Source organism: Pseudomonas sp. ICMP 460, assembly GCF_002723595.1.
In the GTDB taxonomy this organism is placed as follows: Bacteria; Pseudomonadota; Gammaproteobacteria; order Pseudomonadales; family Pseudomonadaceae; genus Aquipseudomonas; species Aquipseudomonas kitaguniensis.
The window spans coordinates 356,133-374,346 of record NZ_LKBR01000001.1 but is presented as its reverse complement, the minus strand read 5'-3'; the positions used below and the strand labels follow the sequence as shown (position 1 = coordinate 374,346).

Here is an 18,214-nt window from a genome sequence, read left to right as displayed (position 1 = left end):
TCAACTCCGTCGCTTCAAAGATCGGCAGGCAGCGGCTCTTTGAGCCATTGCATCGCGTTCTTTTCCAGGCTGCCATCGGCCTTGGCCGCGACCAGAATCTGGTTGACCTTCTCAAGCAGCGCCGGCTCGTTCTTGTTCACGCCCACGTACACCGGAGAGTCTTTGAGTTTCACTTTCAGCGCCGGTACGCGTTTGGGGTTCCGTTCGCTGATCGCCACCATCACCACGTTGCCGCTGGCAATCAGGTCAACCTGGCCGGCCAGGTAAGCTGCGATGGTCGAGTTGTTGTCTTCGAAGCGTTTGATGGTCGCTTCCTTGGGCGCTACCGCGGTCAACTCAATGTCTTCGATGGCGCCGCGTGTGACGCTGATGGTCTTGCCCTTGAGGTCGTCGGTGGTGCTGATGGCCGCATCAGGCGGGCCGAACACGGCCAGGTAGAACGGCGCGTAGGCCCTGGAAAAATCGATTACCTTTTCGCGCTCCGGGTTTTTGCCCAAGCTGGAAATCACCAGGTCGACTTTGCCGGTGGTGAGGAAAGGAATGCGGTTGGTGCTGTTCACCGGGGTCAGCTCCAGCTTGACCTTGAGCTGCTCGGCCAGCAGCTTGGCGGTGTCGATGTCCAGGCCGCGAGGTTTCATGTCGGGGCCGACCGAGCCGAACGGCGGGAAGTCCTGCGGCACGGCGACTTTCAGGGTGCCACGGGCGACGATGTCGTCCAGACCATTGGCCTGGGCGGGTGCCTGGCTCAGCATCAGGCTGGCAAACAGGGCAGTGAGCAGGGCGCTGTAGCGCTTGGTCATGGCAACTCTCCGAAGGGCGAAGGAATTTTTTGTATCTGCTCATGGCGTGATTGCACAGCGCATGCCATCACTGGCTGAATCGTCTGCAAGGCCGGAATTCGTTGAGGTTCGGCGGTCTTACTGGTCTGAACAGTTCGCCGGCTTTTCGCACCTTTTTCGAGCGCCGATAAAACCCCGCGAACCCCTTTGGGGCGTGGCTTGCCTAGGTTCCGGAATAGCTTTACAACTAGCCGCTCAGTTGTCTGGAACTACGAGTTTTTTATGAATTCCATCGCCCAAGCCGTACCGGAAGCGGCCCTGCAGGCCATCCGTAAACTGATCAAGGAACAGGGCTTCGCAGCGGGCGATGCGCTGCCGTCCCAGCGCGACCTGGCGGTGCAGTTAGGCGTCAGCCGGGCGTCGTTGCGCGAGGCGTTGTCATCCTTGAGTGCCTTGGGCGTGGTCAACGTACAGCCGGGTAAAGGCGTGTTCGTGCAGGAGGTGCAAGAAGCACCGGGGTTTGCGTGGCCCTTCGCAGCCCAGGCTACGCCGTTGGATATTTTCCAGTTGCGCTATGCCCTTGAGGGGTTTGCAGCGGGCCTGGCGGCTGTGACATTGACCCTCGATGAGCTGGACAGCCTGCAAGACAATGTCGAGGCGATGCGCAAGGTGCTTAAGGCCGGCGACTTTGAAGCGGCCGGCCGGCTCGACTTCGAATTCCATCAACGGATCTTGCTGGCCAGCGGCAACCGGGCGATGGTGAGCATTCTGAGTGCCAGTGCCGAGGTGTTTCTGGAGAGTCAGAAACTACCGTTCATCCGGCCGGAGAGGGCCATGGAAACCTGGCAGGAGCACCGCAGGATCCTGCGTGCGCTGGCCCGTCGCGCCAGTGCGGCGGCGCAGAAAACCATGCAGGAACATGTACGCAATGCGGCCTTGCGCACCGGCATTGCCTTCGTCACGCCGGTTGCGCCGTGAGTGGGGTATACCCAAACTCATTCATCACCATAGCAAGACTCAATCAGTGGCGGCTTCCTGAACGGGGGAAGGGCGGCTATGATGGGCCACGTTTTTTTTGCTTACAATCCGGAGACATCCATGAGCAACGATCTTATCAAGCACGTCACCGACGCGACCTTTGAGGCCGAAGTACTCAAGGCTCAAGGCCCGGTGCTGGTTGACTACTGGGCTGAATGGTGTGGCCCTTGCAAAATGATCGCCCCTGTTCTGGACGACATTGCGACCACCTATGAAGGCAAGTTGACCATTGCCAAATTGAACATCGACGACAATCAGGAAACCCCGGCCAAGCACGGCGTGCGTGGTATTCCGACCCTGATGCTGTTCAAGGGCGGCGAAGTTGCGGCGACTAAAGTCGGCGCGCTGTCGAAGTCCCAACTGCAAGCTTTCCTCGACGCCAACATCTAAGCGTCGTCAAAAAAGCCCCGCAAATAGCGGGGCTTTTTCGTGAAACAGGGCTAGACGCTCCGAAATTCAGGTGGTACATTCGGCCCCGCACTGGTTTCTCCACTGCCCCCTGCAAGCCGTCGCCGACGCATTCCTTTTTGATTAGTACGCGATCCTGTCGCCTTCTCTGCGGCGCGGCCTCATTAAGCCAAAAGCTTAATTTCCCCCCCTCCATAAATGATTACGTCATTCCTATATGAATCTGACTGAACTCAAGCAAAAGCCGATTACCGACCTGCTCCAATTGGCCGAAGAGATGGGCATAGAAAATATGGCCCGTTCGCGCAAGCAGGATGTGATTTTCTCCCTGCTCAAAAAGCACGCAAAAAGCGGTGAGGAAATCTCCGGTGATGGCGTGCTGGAGATTCTCCAGGACGGCTTCGGCTTCCTCCGCTCTGCTGACGCTTCCTATCTTGCCGGCCCAGACGACATCTACGTCTCGCCGAGCCAGATCCGTCGCTTCAACTTGCGCACTGGTGACACCATCGTTGGCAAGATCCGTCCCCCGAAGGAAGGCGAGCGTTATTTCGCCCTGCTCAAGGTCGACACGATCAACTTTGACCGTCCCGAGAACGCGAAAAACAAGATTCTCTTCGAGAACCTGACCCCGCTGTTCCCGACCATTCGGATGAAGATGGAAGCCGGTAACGGTTCCACCGAAGACTTGACCGGCCGTGTCATCGACCTGTGTGCCCCGATCGGTAAAGGCCAGCGCGGCCTGATCGTCGCACCGCCGAAAGCCGGTAAGACCATCATGCTGCAGAACATCGCAGCGAACATCGCGCGTAACAATCCTGAAGTTCACTTGATCGTGTTGCTGATCGATGAGCGTCCGGAAGAAGTAACCGAAATGCAGCGCACCGTGCGCGGCGAAGTGGTTGCCTCGACGTTCGATGAGCCGCCAACCCGCCACGTGCAGGTTGCCGAAATGGTCATCGAGAAGGCCAAGCGCCTGGTCGAGCACAAGAAAGACGTGGTTATCCTGCTCGACTCCATCACCCGTCTGGCGCGTGCCTACAACACCGTGATCCCGAGCTCCGGCAAGGTACTCACCGGTGGTGTTGATGCCCACGCCCTGGAGAAACCAAAGCGTTTCTTCGGCGCCGCGCGCAACATCGAAGAAGGCGGCTCGCTGACCATTATCGCCACCGCGCTGGTTGAAACCGGCTCGAAGATGGACGAAGTGATCTACGAAGAGTTCAAGGGTACCGGCAACATGGAACTGCCCCTGGACCGTCGCATCGCTGAAAAACGCGTGTTCCCTGCGATCAACATCAACCGTTCCGGCACCCGCCGCGAAGAGTTGCTGACCGCCGACGACGAACTGCAGCGCATGTGGATTTTGCGCAAGCTGCTGCACCCGATGGACGAAGTTGCGGCCATCGAGTTCTTGATCGACAAGTTGAAAACCACCAAGACCAACGACGAGTTCTTCTTGTCGATGAAGCGTAAGTAATACGACGTTTCAGGTCCGAAAAATGGCGCCCCGTGGGGCGCCATTTTTTTTGTATAAAAAAAGGGAGGTTTGTAGCGACAAAGTGTCAGTTATGAAACAAAAAATTTGAGTGACGCTACGCTCATCTCCATTCGTATCTGCCTGACCTTAAATCTATGACCACTTTTGCTTACCGAAGAGACATTGACGGCCTGCGCGCCATTGCTGTCCTGGCTGTTGTGCTGTTTCACTTTGGAGTACCGGGCTTCACTGGCGGCTTTGTCGGCGTAGACGTGTTTTTTGTGATTTCCGGCTACCTGATCACCTCGATCATCTGGCGCGAACGCCAGGTCGGTCGTTTCAGCTTCGTCGATTTCTGGGCGCGGCGTGCCCGGCGTATCTTGCCAGCCCTGTTTGTGATGATGGCGGCCACACTGGTGGTGGGTTGGTTTCTGCTGGCGCCCAAGGACTACGAGGCGTTGGGGCGGTCGGCGCATTACCAGGTGACATTCACCTCCAACCTGCTGTTTGCGCGCCAGCACGGTTATTTCGATTCAGCTTCCGACATTAAACCCTTGCTGCACACCTGGTCGCTGGCGGTGGAGGAGCAGTTCTATATTCTCTTTCCACTGCTGCTGGCAGTGCTTTCAAGCCGCCTGAAACACTGGCGTCTGGCGTTGTTCGGCGTGCTGCTGGTGTCTTTCGGCATGAGCGTCTGGGCGGTTACGCATCAGCCGCAGAAAGCCTTCTTTCTGCTGCACTTAAGGGCCTGGGAATTGCTGGCCGGGGCAATGCTGGCGGTAATGCCGTTGCGTGAATGGCGCGCCTCGCCGGCCCTGGCGCAAGGGGTCAGCCTGGTGTCCATGGCGTTGATCCTGATAGCTATATTCGGTTTCGACCGACACACCCCGTTCCCTGGCGCGGCCGCTTTGCTGCCGGTGTTGGGCGTGGTCGGGTTGATCTGGGCGAATGGGCAACAGCACACGGCGGTCGGGCGTTTGTTGAGTTCGCGGGTGATGGTCGGCTTGGGGCTTATTTCGTATTCCTGGTACCTGTGGCACTGGCCGGTGTTTGTGTACGCCAACTACGCCGCGGTGGACGGTTTGAGCGCACTTGAGCTGGCCGGGCTGATGCTGCTGAGCCTGGTGCTGGGCTATCTTTCGTGGCGATTTGTAGAAGCGCCGTTTCGCGAAAAACGCCTGTTGGCCGGGCGCAAGGCGATCCTGGCGGCCGCCGCAGCCGGCATCCTGTGTCTGGGTTTTACCGGCCTGGCAGTGCGCGAGGCTAAGGGAGTGCCTTGGCGCTTGTCCGAGCAGGCCCTGCGTTACGCGCAGGCGAAGACATGGAGCCCGGAACTGATGGCCTGCATGGCCGACAAAGATACCCCGGACGATCGGCTATTCTGCCACTTCGGCCCCAAAAACCGCTCGACGTCTGCGCTGGTCTGGGGCGACAGCCATGCCACGGCGCTGGTTCCGGCGCTCGAAGAAGGTGCCAAACGGCACGGTATCAGCTTGGCCCAGACCAGTTTTGCCGGTTGTGTGCCGCTTGATGGTCTGGAGAACATCGCCCGTTGTGCACGTTTCAACCAGCGCGTCGAGAAGGCCATGGCCGAGCAGTCGTTCACTGATGTGGTGCTGGTGGCGCGCTGGAGCCTGTACCTGTATGGGCAAATGTCGGGGGACAAAGAGCATGCGCTAAAAGACCCCGGCACCGGCCAGTACGTGCGTGCCATCGCCGAGCAGCGCTTCGCCGAAGGCCTGCGCGAACGCATCAAAGGGTTGCGCGCCGCCGGGCATCACGTGTGGCTGGTCAAGGAAGTACCGTTGCAGGAAATCATCGTGCCGTACCGCCTCAGTCGCCTGGCCATGATGCACCGGCCGGTCGACGGTGAAGGGCTGCCGGTGGCGGAACATCAGAAGCGCCAGCGCTTTATCACCCAACTGTTCGACGAACTGGCCGCGGCCGACAGTGGCGTTAGCGTGCTGGACCCGGCGCCCCTGCTGTGTGGCGCCGATGGCCTGTGCCGGGTGGAGCTCAACGGCCGCGCGCTGTACACCGACGATAACCATCTTTCGGACGTGGGGGCGCGGCATATTGAGGCGTTTCTGGAGCCCCTGTTCAATTCGCTGCAATCACGCGGGCTGACCGCCAATTAAGCTGCCAGCCGCCTTCAGAGCAGGTAGGATGTAGGCCTATTTTACGGGTGGCATGGTTAATGAAATTCAAGGATCTTCGGGATTTCGTGCAGCAACTTGAGCAGCGCGGAGAGTTGAAACGTATCCAGGTACCGGTTTCGCCGGTGCTGGAAATGACTGAGATTTGTGACCGTACCCTGCGCAGCAAGGGCCCGGCACTGCTGTTCGAAAACCCGACCGGCTTTGATATTCCGGTGCTCGGCAACCTGTTCGGTACGCCCGACCGCGTGGCCTTTGGCATGGGCGCCGAGTCGGTCAGTGAGCTGCGCGAGATCGGCAAGCTGCTGGCCTTCCTCAAGGAGCCCGAGCCACCCAAGGGTCTGAAGGATGCCTGGTCGAAGCTGCCGATCTTTCGCAAGATCATTGCCATGGCGCCCAAGGTGGTCAAGGACGCGGTGTGCCAGGAAGTGGTGATCGAGGGTGATGATGTCGACCTCGGCATGCTGCCCGTGCAGACCTGCTGGCCCGGCGACGTCGGCCCGCTGATCACGTGGGGCCTTACTGTGACCAAAGGCCCGAACAAGGATCGCCAGAACCTGGGTATCTACCGTCAGCAAGTGATCGGCCGCAATAAAGTGATCATGCGTTGGCTGAGCCACCGTGGCGGCGCACTCGACTTCCGTGAGTGGTGCGAAAAACATCCCGGCAAGCCTTTCCCGGTTTCCGTCGCCCTGGGCGCTGACCCGGCGACCATCCTTGGCGCCGTCACGCCGGTGCCCGACAGCCTGTCTGAATATGCCTTCGCCGGTCTGTTGCGCGGTAACCGCACCGAACTGGTGAAGTGCCGCGGCAACGACCTGCAAGTGCCGGCCAGTGCGGAGATCATCCTCGAAGGCGTGATTCACCCGGGCGAGATGGCCGATGAAGGCCCTTACGGCGACCACACCGGCTACTACAACGAAGTCGACAGCTTCCCGGTGTTCACGGTCGAGCGCATTACCCACCGGATCAAGCCGATCTACCACAGCACCTACACCGGCCGGCCACCGGATGAACCGGCTATTCTGGGTGTGGCGCTGAACGAAGTGTTTGTGCCGATCCTGCAAAAGCAGTTCCCTGAGATCACCGACTTCTACTTGCCGCCTGAAGGCTGCTCGTACCGCATGGCCATTGTGACCATGAAGAAGTCCTATCCAGGCCACGCCAAACGGGTAATGCTCGGTGTGTGGTCGTTTTTGCGACAGTTCATGTACACCAAATTCGTTATCGTCACCGACGACGACATCAATGCTCGCGACTGGAACGACGTGATCTGGGCCATCACCACGCGCATGGACCCCAAGCGCGACACGGTGATGATCGACAACACGCCGATCGACTACCTCGACTTCGCCTCGCCGGTGTCGGGCCTCGGTTCTAAGATGGGCCTGGATGCCACCCACAAATGGCCGGGTGAAACCACCCGCGAGTGGGGCCGGGTGATCGTCAAGGATGAGGCTGTGACTGCTCGTGTCGATGCTATGTGGAAAGAATTGGGAATAGATTGATGCGAGTAACCCTGCAACCTTCCGGCGCGGTACTGGAACTGATCCCTGGCGAGCGAATCCTCGAAGGCGCGCGCCGTCTGGGCTACGAGTGCCCTCAGGCGTGTCGCAATGGCGTGTGCCATGTGTGTGCGGCGTTGCTGGTTGAGGGCCGTGTGCTGCAAGCCGGTGAGGTGCTCGACCACGGCGAGTTTTACACCTGCATCGCCGAGCCGCTGGAAGATTGCATTGTGTTATGGGATGGCGTGCTGGCGCCGGGAGAGTTGCCGTTGCGCAAGTTGTCGTGCCAATTGAGTGAATGTGTGGAGGTCGGTGGTGATGTGTGGCGCGTGCGCCTGCTTGCCCCGGCCGGTAAAGCGCTGCGTTACCACGCTGGGCAATACTTGATGATCGAGCGCGAAAATGGCGAGAAGTCGGCGTTCTCGCTGGCGTCGGCGCCGCATTCCGGGCGTGAGCTGGAGTTGCATGTGCTGGTGCGGGAAGACAGCGCGCGCAACCTGCTTGAGCAGTTGCAGCGTAATCAGATGGCGCGCATCGAATTGCCTTTTGGCGACACGCACCTTGCCGAGCTACCCGACGGGCCGCTGGTGTTGATCGCCGCGGGTACCGGCATGGCGCAGATGCACAGCTTGATAGAGCATTGCCGCGCTTCCGGTTTCAAGCACCCGGTGCATTTATACTGGGGCGTGCGGCGGCCGGAGGATTTTTACCAGATCGAGCACTGGGATCAGTGGCTGCAACTACCGAATTTGTTCCTGCACAAAGTGGTCAGCGACGTGTGTGGTTGGCAAGGGCGCTGCGGGCTGCTGCATGAAGCGGTGTGTGAAGATATTCCCGATCTCAAGGGTGTGCACGTTTACGCAAGTGGCTCGCCTGCGATGATTTACGGCACGCTGGATGCGCTGGTTGATGCCGGCATGGACGCGCACCAGATGCGTGCTGATGTGTTCGCCTACGCGCCGCGCCCTTGATGTGAAAGCCGGCGCCTACACGGATAGGCAGCGTTGTCAGAAACGCGCCCCCGCCGTCAGCATCGCCGCATTAAAGCCCAGCAACACCAACTCGCTGGCCACCGGGCCGAAATTCACGCCCACCGAGGGGATGATCGCCGGTGCCACGCCAAAGCGGTTGAGCGGGATCTTGTCGCGGTACTTGCCGCGATACCCCTGAAGCGCGCCTGCGGTCACCTTTATGTAGAACGGCGAGTCGCCAAGGTCGTAGCGTTTACCCGCGTAAACATAATATGAGCGCTGGCTGAACGAGTTGCGAAAGGTCGCCCCGCCATACACCAGCCCGGATGCTTCGTTGCGCTCCAGGTTGATCAAATCCTGGTTGTTGTTGTGCTTGGGGTTCGGTGAAAAGTGCTGGGTGTAGAGGCTCGTCTGGGCGTACCAGAAGCCCTTGTTGTCTTCGGTGGCCGCTTCAGAGGCCAGGGCGGTTGCCGCTTGTGCCATAAGCAGCAAGCCGGAATAAACGTAGTTCATGGTTCGACCTCGATAGTCGTTTGAATAGGCGGCTAGTGTCTGGTCGCGAAACTTCTGCAGTTTGGCGGCTAACGTCCTGCGGGGCCTGAACCTGCGCTGAAGGTTTGGTCGCCTATGCTTATGCAATTAAGGTATTACTTATGTAGGAAAAATCGCATTAAGCTATAAGGCAACGGACTACCGCCTTTCATCAATCACCAATAACTGACCGCCACCGCCCGCCAGACGGATCGATCGTAAGCACTCGGAACAGCAGGTTCTGAGGTTTGATTCCTGGGTTTTAAAGGAGTGGGAGCGGTATGGGGAGCTACAACAAACACGCGCTGTACACAGCGATTTTGTCGGCTAATTTGCTGACCGCTGTGGGATTTAATCCAGCCTTGGCGGCCGAAACAGCCACTGCCGATGTGCCAAAACTCGACACCGTGATCGTCACCGGTACGCGCGCCCAAGAGCGCACCGCCAGTGCTTCGCTTTCGCCGATTGATGTGATTTCCGGCGAAACCTTGCGCAGCACCGGCTCCGATGAGCTGGGAGCGGTGCTGGCGCGCTTGATTCCGTCGATCAACTTCCCGCGTCCAAGCCTGGTGGACGGCGCCGAGCTGGTGCGCCCTGCGCAGTTGCGCGGCCTGTCGCCGGATCAGGTGTTGGTGCTGGTCAACGGTAAACGTCGCCACACCAGTGCCTTCGTCAACCTCGGCGGGGCCGTGGGCCGTGGCTCGGCACCGGCGGACTTGAATGCAATTCCGTTGTCGGCGGTCGACCACGTTGAAGTGCTGCGTGACGGTGCGTCGGCGCGCTATGGTTCTGACGCGATTGCCGGGGTAATCAACGTGATCCTCAAGCACGACGACCATGGCGGTTCGATCTCGAGCAAATTCGGCGAGTACAAAAAGGGCGATGGTATTCAACGCAATGTCAGCGGCAATACTGGCCTGGCGCTGGGTGACAACGGTTTTATCAACCTTTCCGCCGAAGGTGCCGACAACGACTACACCAACCGCGCCGGCGATGATTTTCGCCCGGCCAGCGCAGGTTCCACCACCTATGGCCAGCGCGTGTTCCGCCAGGGTGAACCGGCTACCAATGAAGGCAAGTTGCAGTTCAACTCCGAGTATTCCTTCAGTGACGGGCTGGAGTTCTACACGTTCGGTGGCTACAGCAAGCGACGTGGCGAAACCGCAGCGTTCTACCGGGCCAGCAATGCGTCCAACAACATTGCAGCGCTCAACCCCAATGGTTACCTGCCGCTGATCAAGGGCAACCTTGAAGACACCTCATTGGTGGTGGGCCTGCGCGGCTTGCTGGCCTACGACTGGCACTATGACCTGTCGGCCAACTACGGCAAAAACCAGTACGAATTAAGCACCGAAACCATCAACACCTCACTCGGCCTGGCGACGCCGCGCAAGTTCGACAATGGCACCCTGAGCAACGATCAGAAGCAAGTCAGCCTGGACCTCTCACGTGAATTCGACGTGGGCTTTTTGCCCTACCCGGTGTCGGTGGCCTTTGGTGGCGAATACCTGCATCAGGGCTATGAGATCGAAGCGGGCGAGCCTGCGTCCTATTACCAGACCGGCAGCTCGGGCCTCGGTGGTTTCCGTGATGCCGACGCCGGCAGCAGCTCGCGGCATAACTGGGCGCAGTACCTGGACCTGGAAACCAACTTTACCGAAAAGCTCAGCGCCTCAGCTGCCGTGCGGCATGAGGATTACAGTGATTTTGGCTCCAACGTCAGCGGCTCGCTGTCGGCGCGGTATGACTTCACCCCGCAAGTGGCGTTGCGTGGCAGCATTTCCAACGGCTTTCGCGCGCCATCCCTGGCCCAGCAGAATTTCGCCTACACCTCGTCGCAGTTGATCGGCAGCACCGTTCAGGAGGCGGGCACCTTTCCGGCCGACAGCCAAGTGGCAAGATTGCTCGGCGCCGAAGACCTGAAAGCCGAAAAGTCACGTAACTACAGCCTCGGCCTGGTGCTGGAACCTGCAGATGACCTGACCGTAACGCTCGACGTTTATCGCATCGACATTCGCGACCGTATCAGCCTGTCCTCCAACCTTAATCTGAACCCGGCGACCGTGGCTTACCTGCAAGCCAATGGGGTCGGCAACATCAACTACACCAGCGCGCGCTACTTCACCAACGCCACTGATACCAGCACCGATGGCGTCGACTTGGTGGCCAACTATCGTTATCAGTTCGATAACGGCATTCGTTGGAACAGCACGGTAGGGTATAACTACAACCACACCAAAGTGACGGACGTGAAAGCCAACCCGGCCATTCTGGACAGTTTGGGCGCCAACCTGGTGCGGGTGGACCGCCGCGAGCGTATCGGTTTACTCGGCGACACCACGCCGCAGCACAAGCTCAGCCTGGGTAACGATTTCACCTATGGCCGTTGGGCACTGCACAGCAACCTGGTGCGTTATGGTGAGTTCACCAGCTACCAGGCAGACAAGGTCAACGACCAGACCTTCAAGGCAGCTTGGGTGCTGGACCTGTCGGCGGACTACACGCTGAAGAACTGGACGTTCACCGTGGGCGGCGACAACGTCACCGACAAATACCCGGAGAAGGTCAATGCCTACGCCAGCAGTGGCGGCAATTTGGCCTATAGCACTTTTTCGCCGTACGGTTACAGCGGCGCGTTTTATTACGGTAAAGTTGCTTACAACTGGTAACACACAGGAGGCGCACCGCTTTTCGCCATGACCGCCATTGAAACCGATCTTTTGCAATTGGCTTACCCTCCGCGGCTCGATCTTGGGCCGCAACTCACTCACGAACAGCTGATGAGCTCGATGCAGGCCACGATGGCCCGGCATAAGGGTGGGCCGGTCTGGCTATTCGCCTACGGGTCGTTGATCTGGCGGCCTGAATGTTCGTCGACCGAGCGCGTGCGTGCGCGGGTTCATGGTTACCACCGGGGCTTGTACCTGTGGTCGCATGAGCATCGGGGTACGCCGGAGTTGCCGGGGTTGGTGTTCGGGCTGGACCGTGGCGGTTCCTGCAGCGGGTTTGCCTACCGCTTGCCGGAAGACCAGTTGGAAGCCTCACTTTACGCCTTGTGGCAGCGCGAGATGCCATACCCTTCCTACCGGCCGCACTGGCTGACCTGCCGCTTGGAAGATGGCAGCCAGGTTCAGGCGCTGGGGTTTGTGTTGGAGCGGCACTTGCCCAGCTATGCTGGCAACTTGCCCGACATCGTGCTCAATCACGTGCTGCAAAGCGCTTGCGGGCGTTACGGCACCACTCGCGATTATGTCGAGCAGACCGTTAACGCCCTGCGTAGCCACGCCATGCCAGATAAAAACCTGGAGGCGCGGCTCAAGCGTTGTGCAAAGGATTGCTCAGGCGATTAACGCGCTGTGCTGACACTGTTGGTGTGCCACAGCGTTGGGATCAGGAATGCGATCGCCAACAAGCACGCACCTATCAGCAGGACAAAACCACCGTCCCAGCCGAAATGGTCAACGGTGTAGCCCATGGCCGCACTGGCCGCTACCGAGCCACCCAAGTAGCCGAACAAACCGGTGAAGCCCGCCGCGGTGCCAGCGGCTTTTTTCGGTGCCAACTCCAGCGCCTGCAGGCCGATGAGCATCACCGGGCCGTAGATCAGGAAGCCGATGGAGAACAGCGCAATCATGTCGACCATCGGGTTGCCTGGCGGGTTGAGCCAGTAAACCAGGGTCGCCACGGTGACCAGTGCCATGAATACAATGCCGGTCAGCCCACGATTGCCACGGAAGATCTTGTCCGACATCCAGCCGCACAGCAGCGTGCCCGGAATACCTGCCCACTCATAGAAGAAGTACGCCCACGAGGTTTTATCCACGTCGAAGTGCTTGGCTTCCTTGAGGTACGTCGGTGCCCAGTCCAACACGCCGTAGCGCAGCAGGTAGACAAACACGTTAGCGAAGGCGATGTACCAGAGCATTTTGTTGCGCAGCACGTACTTGACGAAGATTTCCTTGGCGCTGAATTCGTCTTCGTGGCTGGCGTCGTAGCCTTCCGGGTAATCGTTTTTGTATTGCTCAATCGGTGGCAGGCCGACCGACTGCGGCGTGTCGCGCATGGTGATGAAGGCAAACGCCGCCACGGCCAGGGCCACGGTCGCCGGTACGTAAAACGCTGCATGCCAGTCGTTGAACCACGCCATGCCGAGCAAGAACAGCGGGCCGATCAGGCCGCCGCCGACGTTATGCGCCACGTTCCATACCGACACCACGCCGCCGCGTTCTTTCTGCGACCACCAGTGCACCATGGTCCGGCCGCTGGGTGGCCAGCCCATGCCTTGGGCCCAGCCGTTGATGAACAGCAAAATGAACATCATGGTCACGCTGGACGTTGCCCAAGGTGCGAAACCGAAAATGAACATTACGCCCGCCGACACCAGCAGGCCAAAAGGCAGGAAGTAACGCGGGTTCGAGCGGTCGGACACCAGGCCCATCAGGAACTTGGACAGGCCGTAGGCAATCGCAATCGCCGACATCGCCAAGCCCAGCTGGCCGCGGGTGTAGCCCTCGTCAATCAAGTAAGGCATGGCCAGCGAGAAGTTTTTGCGCAGCAAGTAGTAGCCGGCGTAACCGAAGAAAATACCGGCGAAGATCTGCCACCGCAGTCGTCGATACGTGCTGTCTATTTTTTCTTCAGGCAGGGGCGCCTGGTGTGCGGCAGGACGAAAGAAAGCAAACATTCAAGAGCTCCAAATTTCTTGTTTTAACTGCGGATGCGAATGTTACAGTTTCGTTACCGAATATAGCATCATTGTCGTTATTGAATTTTTCAGCGCTATAAAGATGCAAATGTGGGAGGGGGCTTGCTCCCGATGGCAGTGACTCAGCTAACATTTCTGTTGACTGAAGCACCGCTATCGGGAGCAAGCCCCCTCCCACATTGATTGCATTTCGGTCAGTTAGCGGACTTGAACCACCACTTTACCCACCGCCTTGCGCTGCCCCAGGTCATTGATCGCCTGGGCGGCCTGTTCGAGTGGATAGACTTTCGACACCAGCGGCTTGAGCTTGCCTTCGGCGTACCACGTGAACAATTGCTGGAAGTTCGCCGCATTGTCTTGCGGCTGGCGTTGGGCGAACGAACCCCAGAACACCCCGACCACGGCTGCGCCCTTGAGCAACGCCAGGTTCACCGGCAGTTCCGGGATGCGCCCGCTGGCAAAACCGACTACCAACAGGCGGCCGTTCCAGGCAATGCCGCGAATGGCTTGGTCAAACAGATCGCCGCCCACCGGGTCGTAGATCACGTCGACACCGTTGCCATCGGTCAGGCGTTTTAGTTCGTCTTTAAGGCTGGCTTCGCTGTAGTTGATCAACTCGTCCGCGCCCGCAGCCTTGGCCACGGCGAGTTTATCCGCACTGCTGGCGGCGGCGATCACCCGGGCGCCCATGGCTTTGCCGATTTCCACCGCCGCCAGGCCCACGCCGCCGGAGGCGCCGAGTACCAGCAAAGTTTCGCCGGGTTGCAGGTTGGCGCGTTGTTTGAGGGCGTGCATCGAGGTGCCGTAGGTCATGCTGAAGGCGGCGGCGGTGTTGAAATCCATGCTCGGCGGTATCGGCAGTACGTTGTAGCCCGGCACCGCGACCTGCTCGGCAAAGCTGCCCCAGCCAGTCAAGGCCATCACGCGGTCACCGACTTTCAGGTGGCTGACTTTTTCGCCCACTTCGGTGACCACGCCGGCCGCTTCGCCACCCGGTGAAAAAGGGAAGGGCGGCTTGAACTGGTATTTGCCCTCGATGATCAAGGTGTCCGGGAAATTCACCCCCGCTGCGTGCACGTCCAGCAGGACCTCGTTCTTCTTGATCGCAGGGTTCGCGATCTCATCGAGCACCAGGGTTTCGGCGGGGCCGAAGGCTTTGCACAGCACAGCTTTCATCGGACTATTCCTTTTGGCATCGTGGCCGATAAGTGTAGGTGGGTGCGCCCGTGGGTCAACGAGCATGCCCGGGCCTGATAGGTCGCCATAAGCTTGTACTCAGCCTTGCTAGCGTTATGCTACCCGGCAACCGAATTCGAGGAATGAACTGTGAAAGCGTGGATCCTGTTGATGCTCGCCCTGACTTTGCCGATGGCATCCCAGGCCGAAGAAGCGAAAGAAGGCGAAGCCCCCAAGGTCAGTTATATCAGCCTGACCCCGCCGTTCGTGGGTAACTACGGCCTGGACGGCACGGCCAAACTCAAGGTATTCAAGGCCGACATTGCCCTGCGCGTGACCGGCACTGAAGCCGCCGCCGCGGTCAAAGCCAACGACGCGCTGATCCGTAACCAATTGGTGGCCCTGTTTACCCAGCAGACCAACGAGGCCATGAGCACGGTTGAAGGCAAAGAAAAGCTGCGCCAGGAAGCCCTGAAGCAAACGCAACAAGTGATGAACGACGAGACCGGTAAACCGATGGTCGAAGACCTGTTGTTCAATAACCTGATCATTCAGTAACGGGCGGCGTCACGCTCCAGATTTTCAGCAAGGCTGCGCTGAAGGCGGGCTCAAGCACGCGGTTGCCATGGCCGCTGAGGTGGTTGGAGTCAAAAAACAGGGGCTTGGCATGTTCGTCATAGGCCGAGCAGGTCGGGCCGGGGCACAGCAGCGGCAACGGGTCCCAGACGTGCAAGGCCGAGTAATCCGCCTGCAAGTTTTGCAGCAGTTGCATCTGCGGCGCGCGTAGCCGTTCAAGCTGGTCACGCGCCATTGTCATGCCCGGCTCGCAGATTGGGTTCATCCGGTTGAACCAGTCCGAGCAGCGGTTGGGCGCTGACTTGAACAATGGTTTGGGGGCGTCAATCAAGATGTTGAGCTGTGCCCCCTGCAAGCGGCTTAACAACGCATCAGCGGATATTCGCGCCGCTTCGAGGTTTTCGGCAGTCAACTCACCCAGTGCCTCGTCGATCATCGCCGCTTCACCGTTCTGCCACTCGCGCCCGTCGAGTTCCGGCATGCGCAGCGAGGCCAAAAATACCACGTCACCCGGCTTGGCAAGCGCCTCGATTGCCTTGAGTTGGGCGTCGCGTGAAGCGGCGCAATGCGCGGGGTCAGCGCCGATCAGGCTGACGAGCGCGCAGCCGCCTTGTTCGTATTCCACCACCGTGACGCCCAGTTTGAGCGAGACCAGTTTCAGCAAGGTGCGGTATGCGGCAGTGTGCGAATCGCCGATGACAAACAGCTGCCGTCCCTCTAGGCGCGGGTCGTCGAGGGTCTCGAAAGCTTCCTGGGGATAGTGTTGATAGGCATACCAGGTGTAACTGTCGCGGGTCTGGCTGAGTGACAGGGTTGATGCGTTGTTTGACACCCACTGCGCGCCCAGCCACATCAGGCCTGTAACGCCCAAACCGCTCGCAAAGGTGAGCCATGCAGTGCGTTGCACAGCCGACTTGCCGCTGCGCACCGGCGTTTCTATCCAGTGGTAGGACACCGCCGCGAGCGCGAACACCAGCACGGGGTAGAGCAGTTGTACGGCCAGCAGCTCCAGCCCGGTGGTCCACCGCAGGAACACTGCAACCGGCCAGTGCCACAGGTACAGCGAATAGGACAGCCGGCCAATGTAGGTTGCCAGCGGGTGTTGCAGCAGGCGTTGCAGCATGCACGGGGCGCTGTCGGCCTGCAGCACGATCCCGGCGATCATCAACAGCGAGCCTGCTGCGGTGAGCATTGCCCACGGAAAAGGGAACTGGTTGGGGCTGGCGAGCAAGAAACCGGCGACCGCCAGGCCGAGGCCGCCAGCCAGCATGGCCGGTGCCAGGCGGTTGAGGCGCGGCGTCACATCGCGCGTACCGATCAGTTGAAACAGGATTGCACCGGCGGCCAACTCCCAGAAGCGCCCAGGCAGCAGATAAAACGCCGACAGAGGCTCGGCATTTACCTGATAAGCGCCGACGCTCAGCGAGGTAATCGCCATCAGCGGCAGCACCGCCCAGGCGCATGCCGCGTGCCGATAACGCAGCCACACAAAGAACAGGGCAGGGAAGATCACGTAGAACTGTTCTTCAACGCCCAGTGACCAGGTGTGCAGATAGGGGTTGAGTTCAGCGCTGGGTGAAAAGTAGGTGTCGGTGTTCCATGCGAGCACAAAATTGCTCAGGCCAAAAAATGCCGCGAGGCCGGTGCTGTTGATCATCTCGCTGAGCCAGAACTGCGGCATGAACATCGCCGAAAGCACAAAACTGACACAGAGCACGCTCAGCAACGCGGGCATGATGCGCAGCAGGCGGCGCCGGTAGAAGTCTGCCAGGTAACGGCCGAAGGTCAGGTCACGACGCTGCCAGAGTGATTGGCTGATCACGTACCCGGAAATCACGAAGAACATATCCACGCCGGTAAAACCACCGGGCAGCCAGTCTGCAAAATTCAGATGGAAGATGATCACGCTGAGCACGGCAATGGCGCGCAGCCCATCGATAGCGGGTCTGTAAGTGGGAGTAGACACGCGACCTTCCTTGCTGATGGGCGGGGCAGTGATTCTGCCCCAACCTGCGGTGAGCGGCGACTGGCCGTTCGGACAGGTTTGAGTCGGCGTGTTTCGTTATCTGCGCATCGAGCGTGTGCTGATCAATCAAGTAATTGAAGGATGGCGGCCCACTGTTCGGCAGTGACCGGCATCACCGAAAGCCTGCTGCCTTTTTGCACCAATGGCAGCTCGGCGAGAGCGGCCTGCTGTTTCAGATAGCCCAAGCCCAGCACTGCGGGAAAGGTCTGTAGGTGCGCGACGTGGATTGCGCTCCACGGATTTTTTTCGGCGCTGGCCTTGGCGTCGAAATAGTGGCTTTGCGGCTCCAGCGCGGTGGGGTCCGGGTAGGCCGCCTGGGTGATTTTGCCGATGCCGGCAATGCCAGGCTCGGGGCAGCTGGAGTGGTAGAAGAAAAACTCATCGCCCACTGCCATGGCCCGAAGAAAATTGCGCGCCTGGTAGTTGCGCACCCCGTCCCAGCGTGCTTCGCCAAGTGTGTGCAGGCCTTTTATCGAGAGTTCATCGGGCTCGGATTTCATCAACCAATAGGCCATTTTTGGGCTCCTGAAAAAGGCAGTGGGGAAGTTGCGGGGTAATTGCATGACAAACCGACAGTCGGTTGGCGTCAAGGTTTGCGTGTTGGTTCACGTTACCGCAGAATGCCCGCTTTTAAGCTTGACGCAGCTGCAACGGACTACTTTGGAACGTTGTTGTCATCGTGTACGAGGTGCCTGCAGGGGGGCAATCGATGCAACGTAAGCCGGATTTACTATGGATTTTGGTTATTTTGTTTGGTCTGGGCGTCGTGACCACCGGTTATGCCCAGAGCTTGTGGTCGAACAAGACCGATGCGCCGATTGAGCTGGCTCAGCAGCAGCCACAACTGTTCAAGCGTTAACACGACT

16 protein-coding genes are annotated in these 18,214 nt (G+C 59.3%); 10 read left to right on the top strand and 6 right to left on the bottom strand.

What is annotated here, in order from left to right:
• Positions 1 to 14: 14 nt before the first annotated feature.
• The gene (locus AO240_RS01770) at positions 15 to 800 is read right to left on the bottom strand and encodes a transporter substrate-binding domain-containing protein (protein WP_099234924.1); all 786 of its coding nucleotides are present in this window, start codon (positions 798 to 800) and stop codon (positions 15 to 17) included.
• A 261-nt stretch (positions 801 to 1,061) separates the two neighbouring features.
• Here AO240_RS01770 and AO240_RS01765 point away from each other — a divergent pair, with 261 nt between their 5' ends.
• The 6 genes from AO240_RS01765 (at position 1,062) to AO240_RS01740 (ending at position 8,334) form a co-directional block, all read left to right on the top strand.
• Positions 1,062 to 1,757: a FadR/GntR family transcriptional regulator gene (locus tag AO240_RS01765; RefSeq protein ID WP_099234923.1), complete on the top strand. Its 696-nt coding sequence runs from the start codon at positions 1,062 to 1,064 to the stop codon at positions 1,755 to 1,757.
• 120 nt (positions 1,758 to 1,877) lie between these two features.
• A complete protein-coding gene (gene trxA / locus AO240_RS01760; protein ID WP_058413771.1) occupies positions 1,878 to 2,207 on the top strand; it encodes a thioredoxin TrxA in 330 nt (109 codons plus the stop codon).
• 235 nt (positions 2,208 to 2,442) lie between these two features.
• On the top strand, positions 2,443 to 3,702 hold the full coding sequence (gene rho, locus AO240_RS01755; protein ID WP_058413770.1) for a transcription termination factor Rho: 1,260 nt from the start codon (positions 2,443 to 2,445) through the stop codon (positions 3,700 to 3,702).
• Between the two features lie 155 nt (positions 3,703 to 3,857).
• On the top strand, positions 3,858 to 5,840 hold the full coding sequence (locus AO240_RS01750) for an acyltransferase family protein (RefSeq protein ID WP_099234922.1): 1,983 nt from the start codon (positions 3,858 to 3,860) through the stop codon (positions 5,838 to 5,840).
• A 59-nt stretch (positions 5,841 to 5,899) separates the two neighbouring features.
• On the top strand, positions 5,900 to 7,366 hold the full coding sequence (gene ubiD / locus AO240_RS01745) for a 4-hydroxy-3-polyprenylbenzoate decarboxylase (RefSeq protein WP_058413768.1): 1,467 nt from the start codon (positions 5,900 to 5,902) through the stop codon (positions 7,364 to 7,366).
• Complete coding sequence (locus AO240_RS01740) at positions 7,366 to 8,334, top strand: CDP-6-deoxy-delta-3,4-glucoseen reductase (protein WP_099234921.1); 969 nt, start codon at positions 7,366 to 7,368, stop codon at positions 8,332 to 8,334. The genes ubiD and AO240_RS01740 overlap by 1 nt, the downstream gene beginning before the upstream one ends.
• 36 nt (positions 8,335 to 8,370) lie before the next feature.
• Here the strand turns inward: AO240_RS01740 and AO240_RS01735 are convergent, their stop codons facing one another.
• Complete coding sequence (locus AO240_RS01735; RefSeq protein WP_099234920.1) at positions 8,371 to 8,847, bottom strand: sn-glycerol-3-phosphate transporter; 477 nt, start codon at positions 8,845 to 8,847, stop codon at positions 8,371 to 8,373.
• A gap of 299 nt (positions 8,848 to 9,146) precedes the next feature.
• Here AO240_RS01735 and AO240_RS01730 point away from each other — a divergent pair, with 299 nt between their 5' ends.
• A complete protein-coding gene (locus AO240_RS01730) occupies positions 9,147 to 11,534 on the top strand; it encodes a TonB-dependent siderophore receptor (protein ID WP_099234919.1) in 2,388 nt (795 codons plus the stop codon).
• A gap of 27 nt (positions 11,535 to 11,561) precedes the next feature.
• Positions 11,562 to 12,215 (top strand): gamma-glutamylcyclotransferase, encoded by a 654-nt coding sequence (locus tag AO240_RS01725; RefSeq protein WP_058413764.1) that lies wholly within the window; start codon positions 11,562 to 11,564, stop codon positions 12,213 to 12,215.
• On the opposite strand, the gene glpT is transcribed toward AO240_RS01725, so the two are convergent.
• On the bottom strand, positions 12,212 to 13,549 hold the full coding sequence (glpT, locus tag AO240_RS01720; RefSeq protein WP_058413763.1) for a glycerol-3-phosphate transporter: 1,338 nt from the start codon (positions 13,547 to 13,549) through the stop codon (positions 12,212 to 12,214). The two genes, AO240_RS01725 and glpT, sit on opposite strands and share 4 nt — an antisense overlap.
• A 219-nt stretch (positions 13,550 to 13,768) precedes the next feature.
• Positions 13,769 to 14,746 (bottom strand): NADPH:quinone oxidoreductase family protein, encoded by a 978-nt coding sequence (locus AO240_RS01715; protein ID WP_058413762.1) that lies wholly within the window; start codon positions 14,744 to 14,746, stop codon positions 13,769 to 13,771.
• 150 nt (positions 14,747 to 14,896) lie between these two features.
• Between AO240_RS01715 and AO240_RS01710 the strand changes: the two genes are divergently transcribed.
• On the top strand, positions 14,897 to 15,304 hold the full coding sequence (locus AO240_RS01710) for a flagellar basal body-associated protein FliL (RefSeq protein WP_099234918.1): 408 nt from the start codon (positions 14,897 to 14,899) through the stop codon (positions 15,302 to 15,304).
• Here AO240_RS01710 and AO240_RS01705 read toward each other — a convergent pair.
• On the bottom strand, positions 15,294 to 17,288 hold the full coding sequence (locus AO240_RS01705) for an acyltransferase family protein (protein ID WP_099234917.1): 1,995 nt from the start codon (positions 17,286 to 17,288) through the stop codon (positions 15,294 to 15,296). The two genes, AO240_RS01710 and AO240_RS01705, sit on opposite strands and share 11 nt — an antisense overlap.
• A gap of 122 nt (positions 17,289 to 17,410) precedes the next feature.
• On the bottom strand, positions 17,411 to 17,863 hold the full coding sequence (locus AO240_RS01700; protein WP_099234916.1) for an EVE domain-containing protein: 453 nt from the start codon (positions 17,861 to 17,863) through the stop codon (positions 17,411 to 17,413).
• Between the two features lie 194 nt (positions 17,864 to 18,057).
• Here AO240_RS01700 and AO240_RS28580 point away from each other — a divergent pair, with 194 nt between their 5' ends.
• Entirely contained in the window at positions 18,058 to 18,207 is a 150-nt protein-coding gene (locus AO240_RS28580) for a hypothetical protein (RefSeq protein ID WP_099234915.1), read from the top strand.
• Positions 18,208 to 18,214 lie beyond the last annotated feature (7 nt).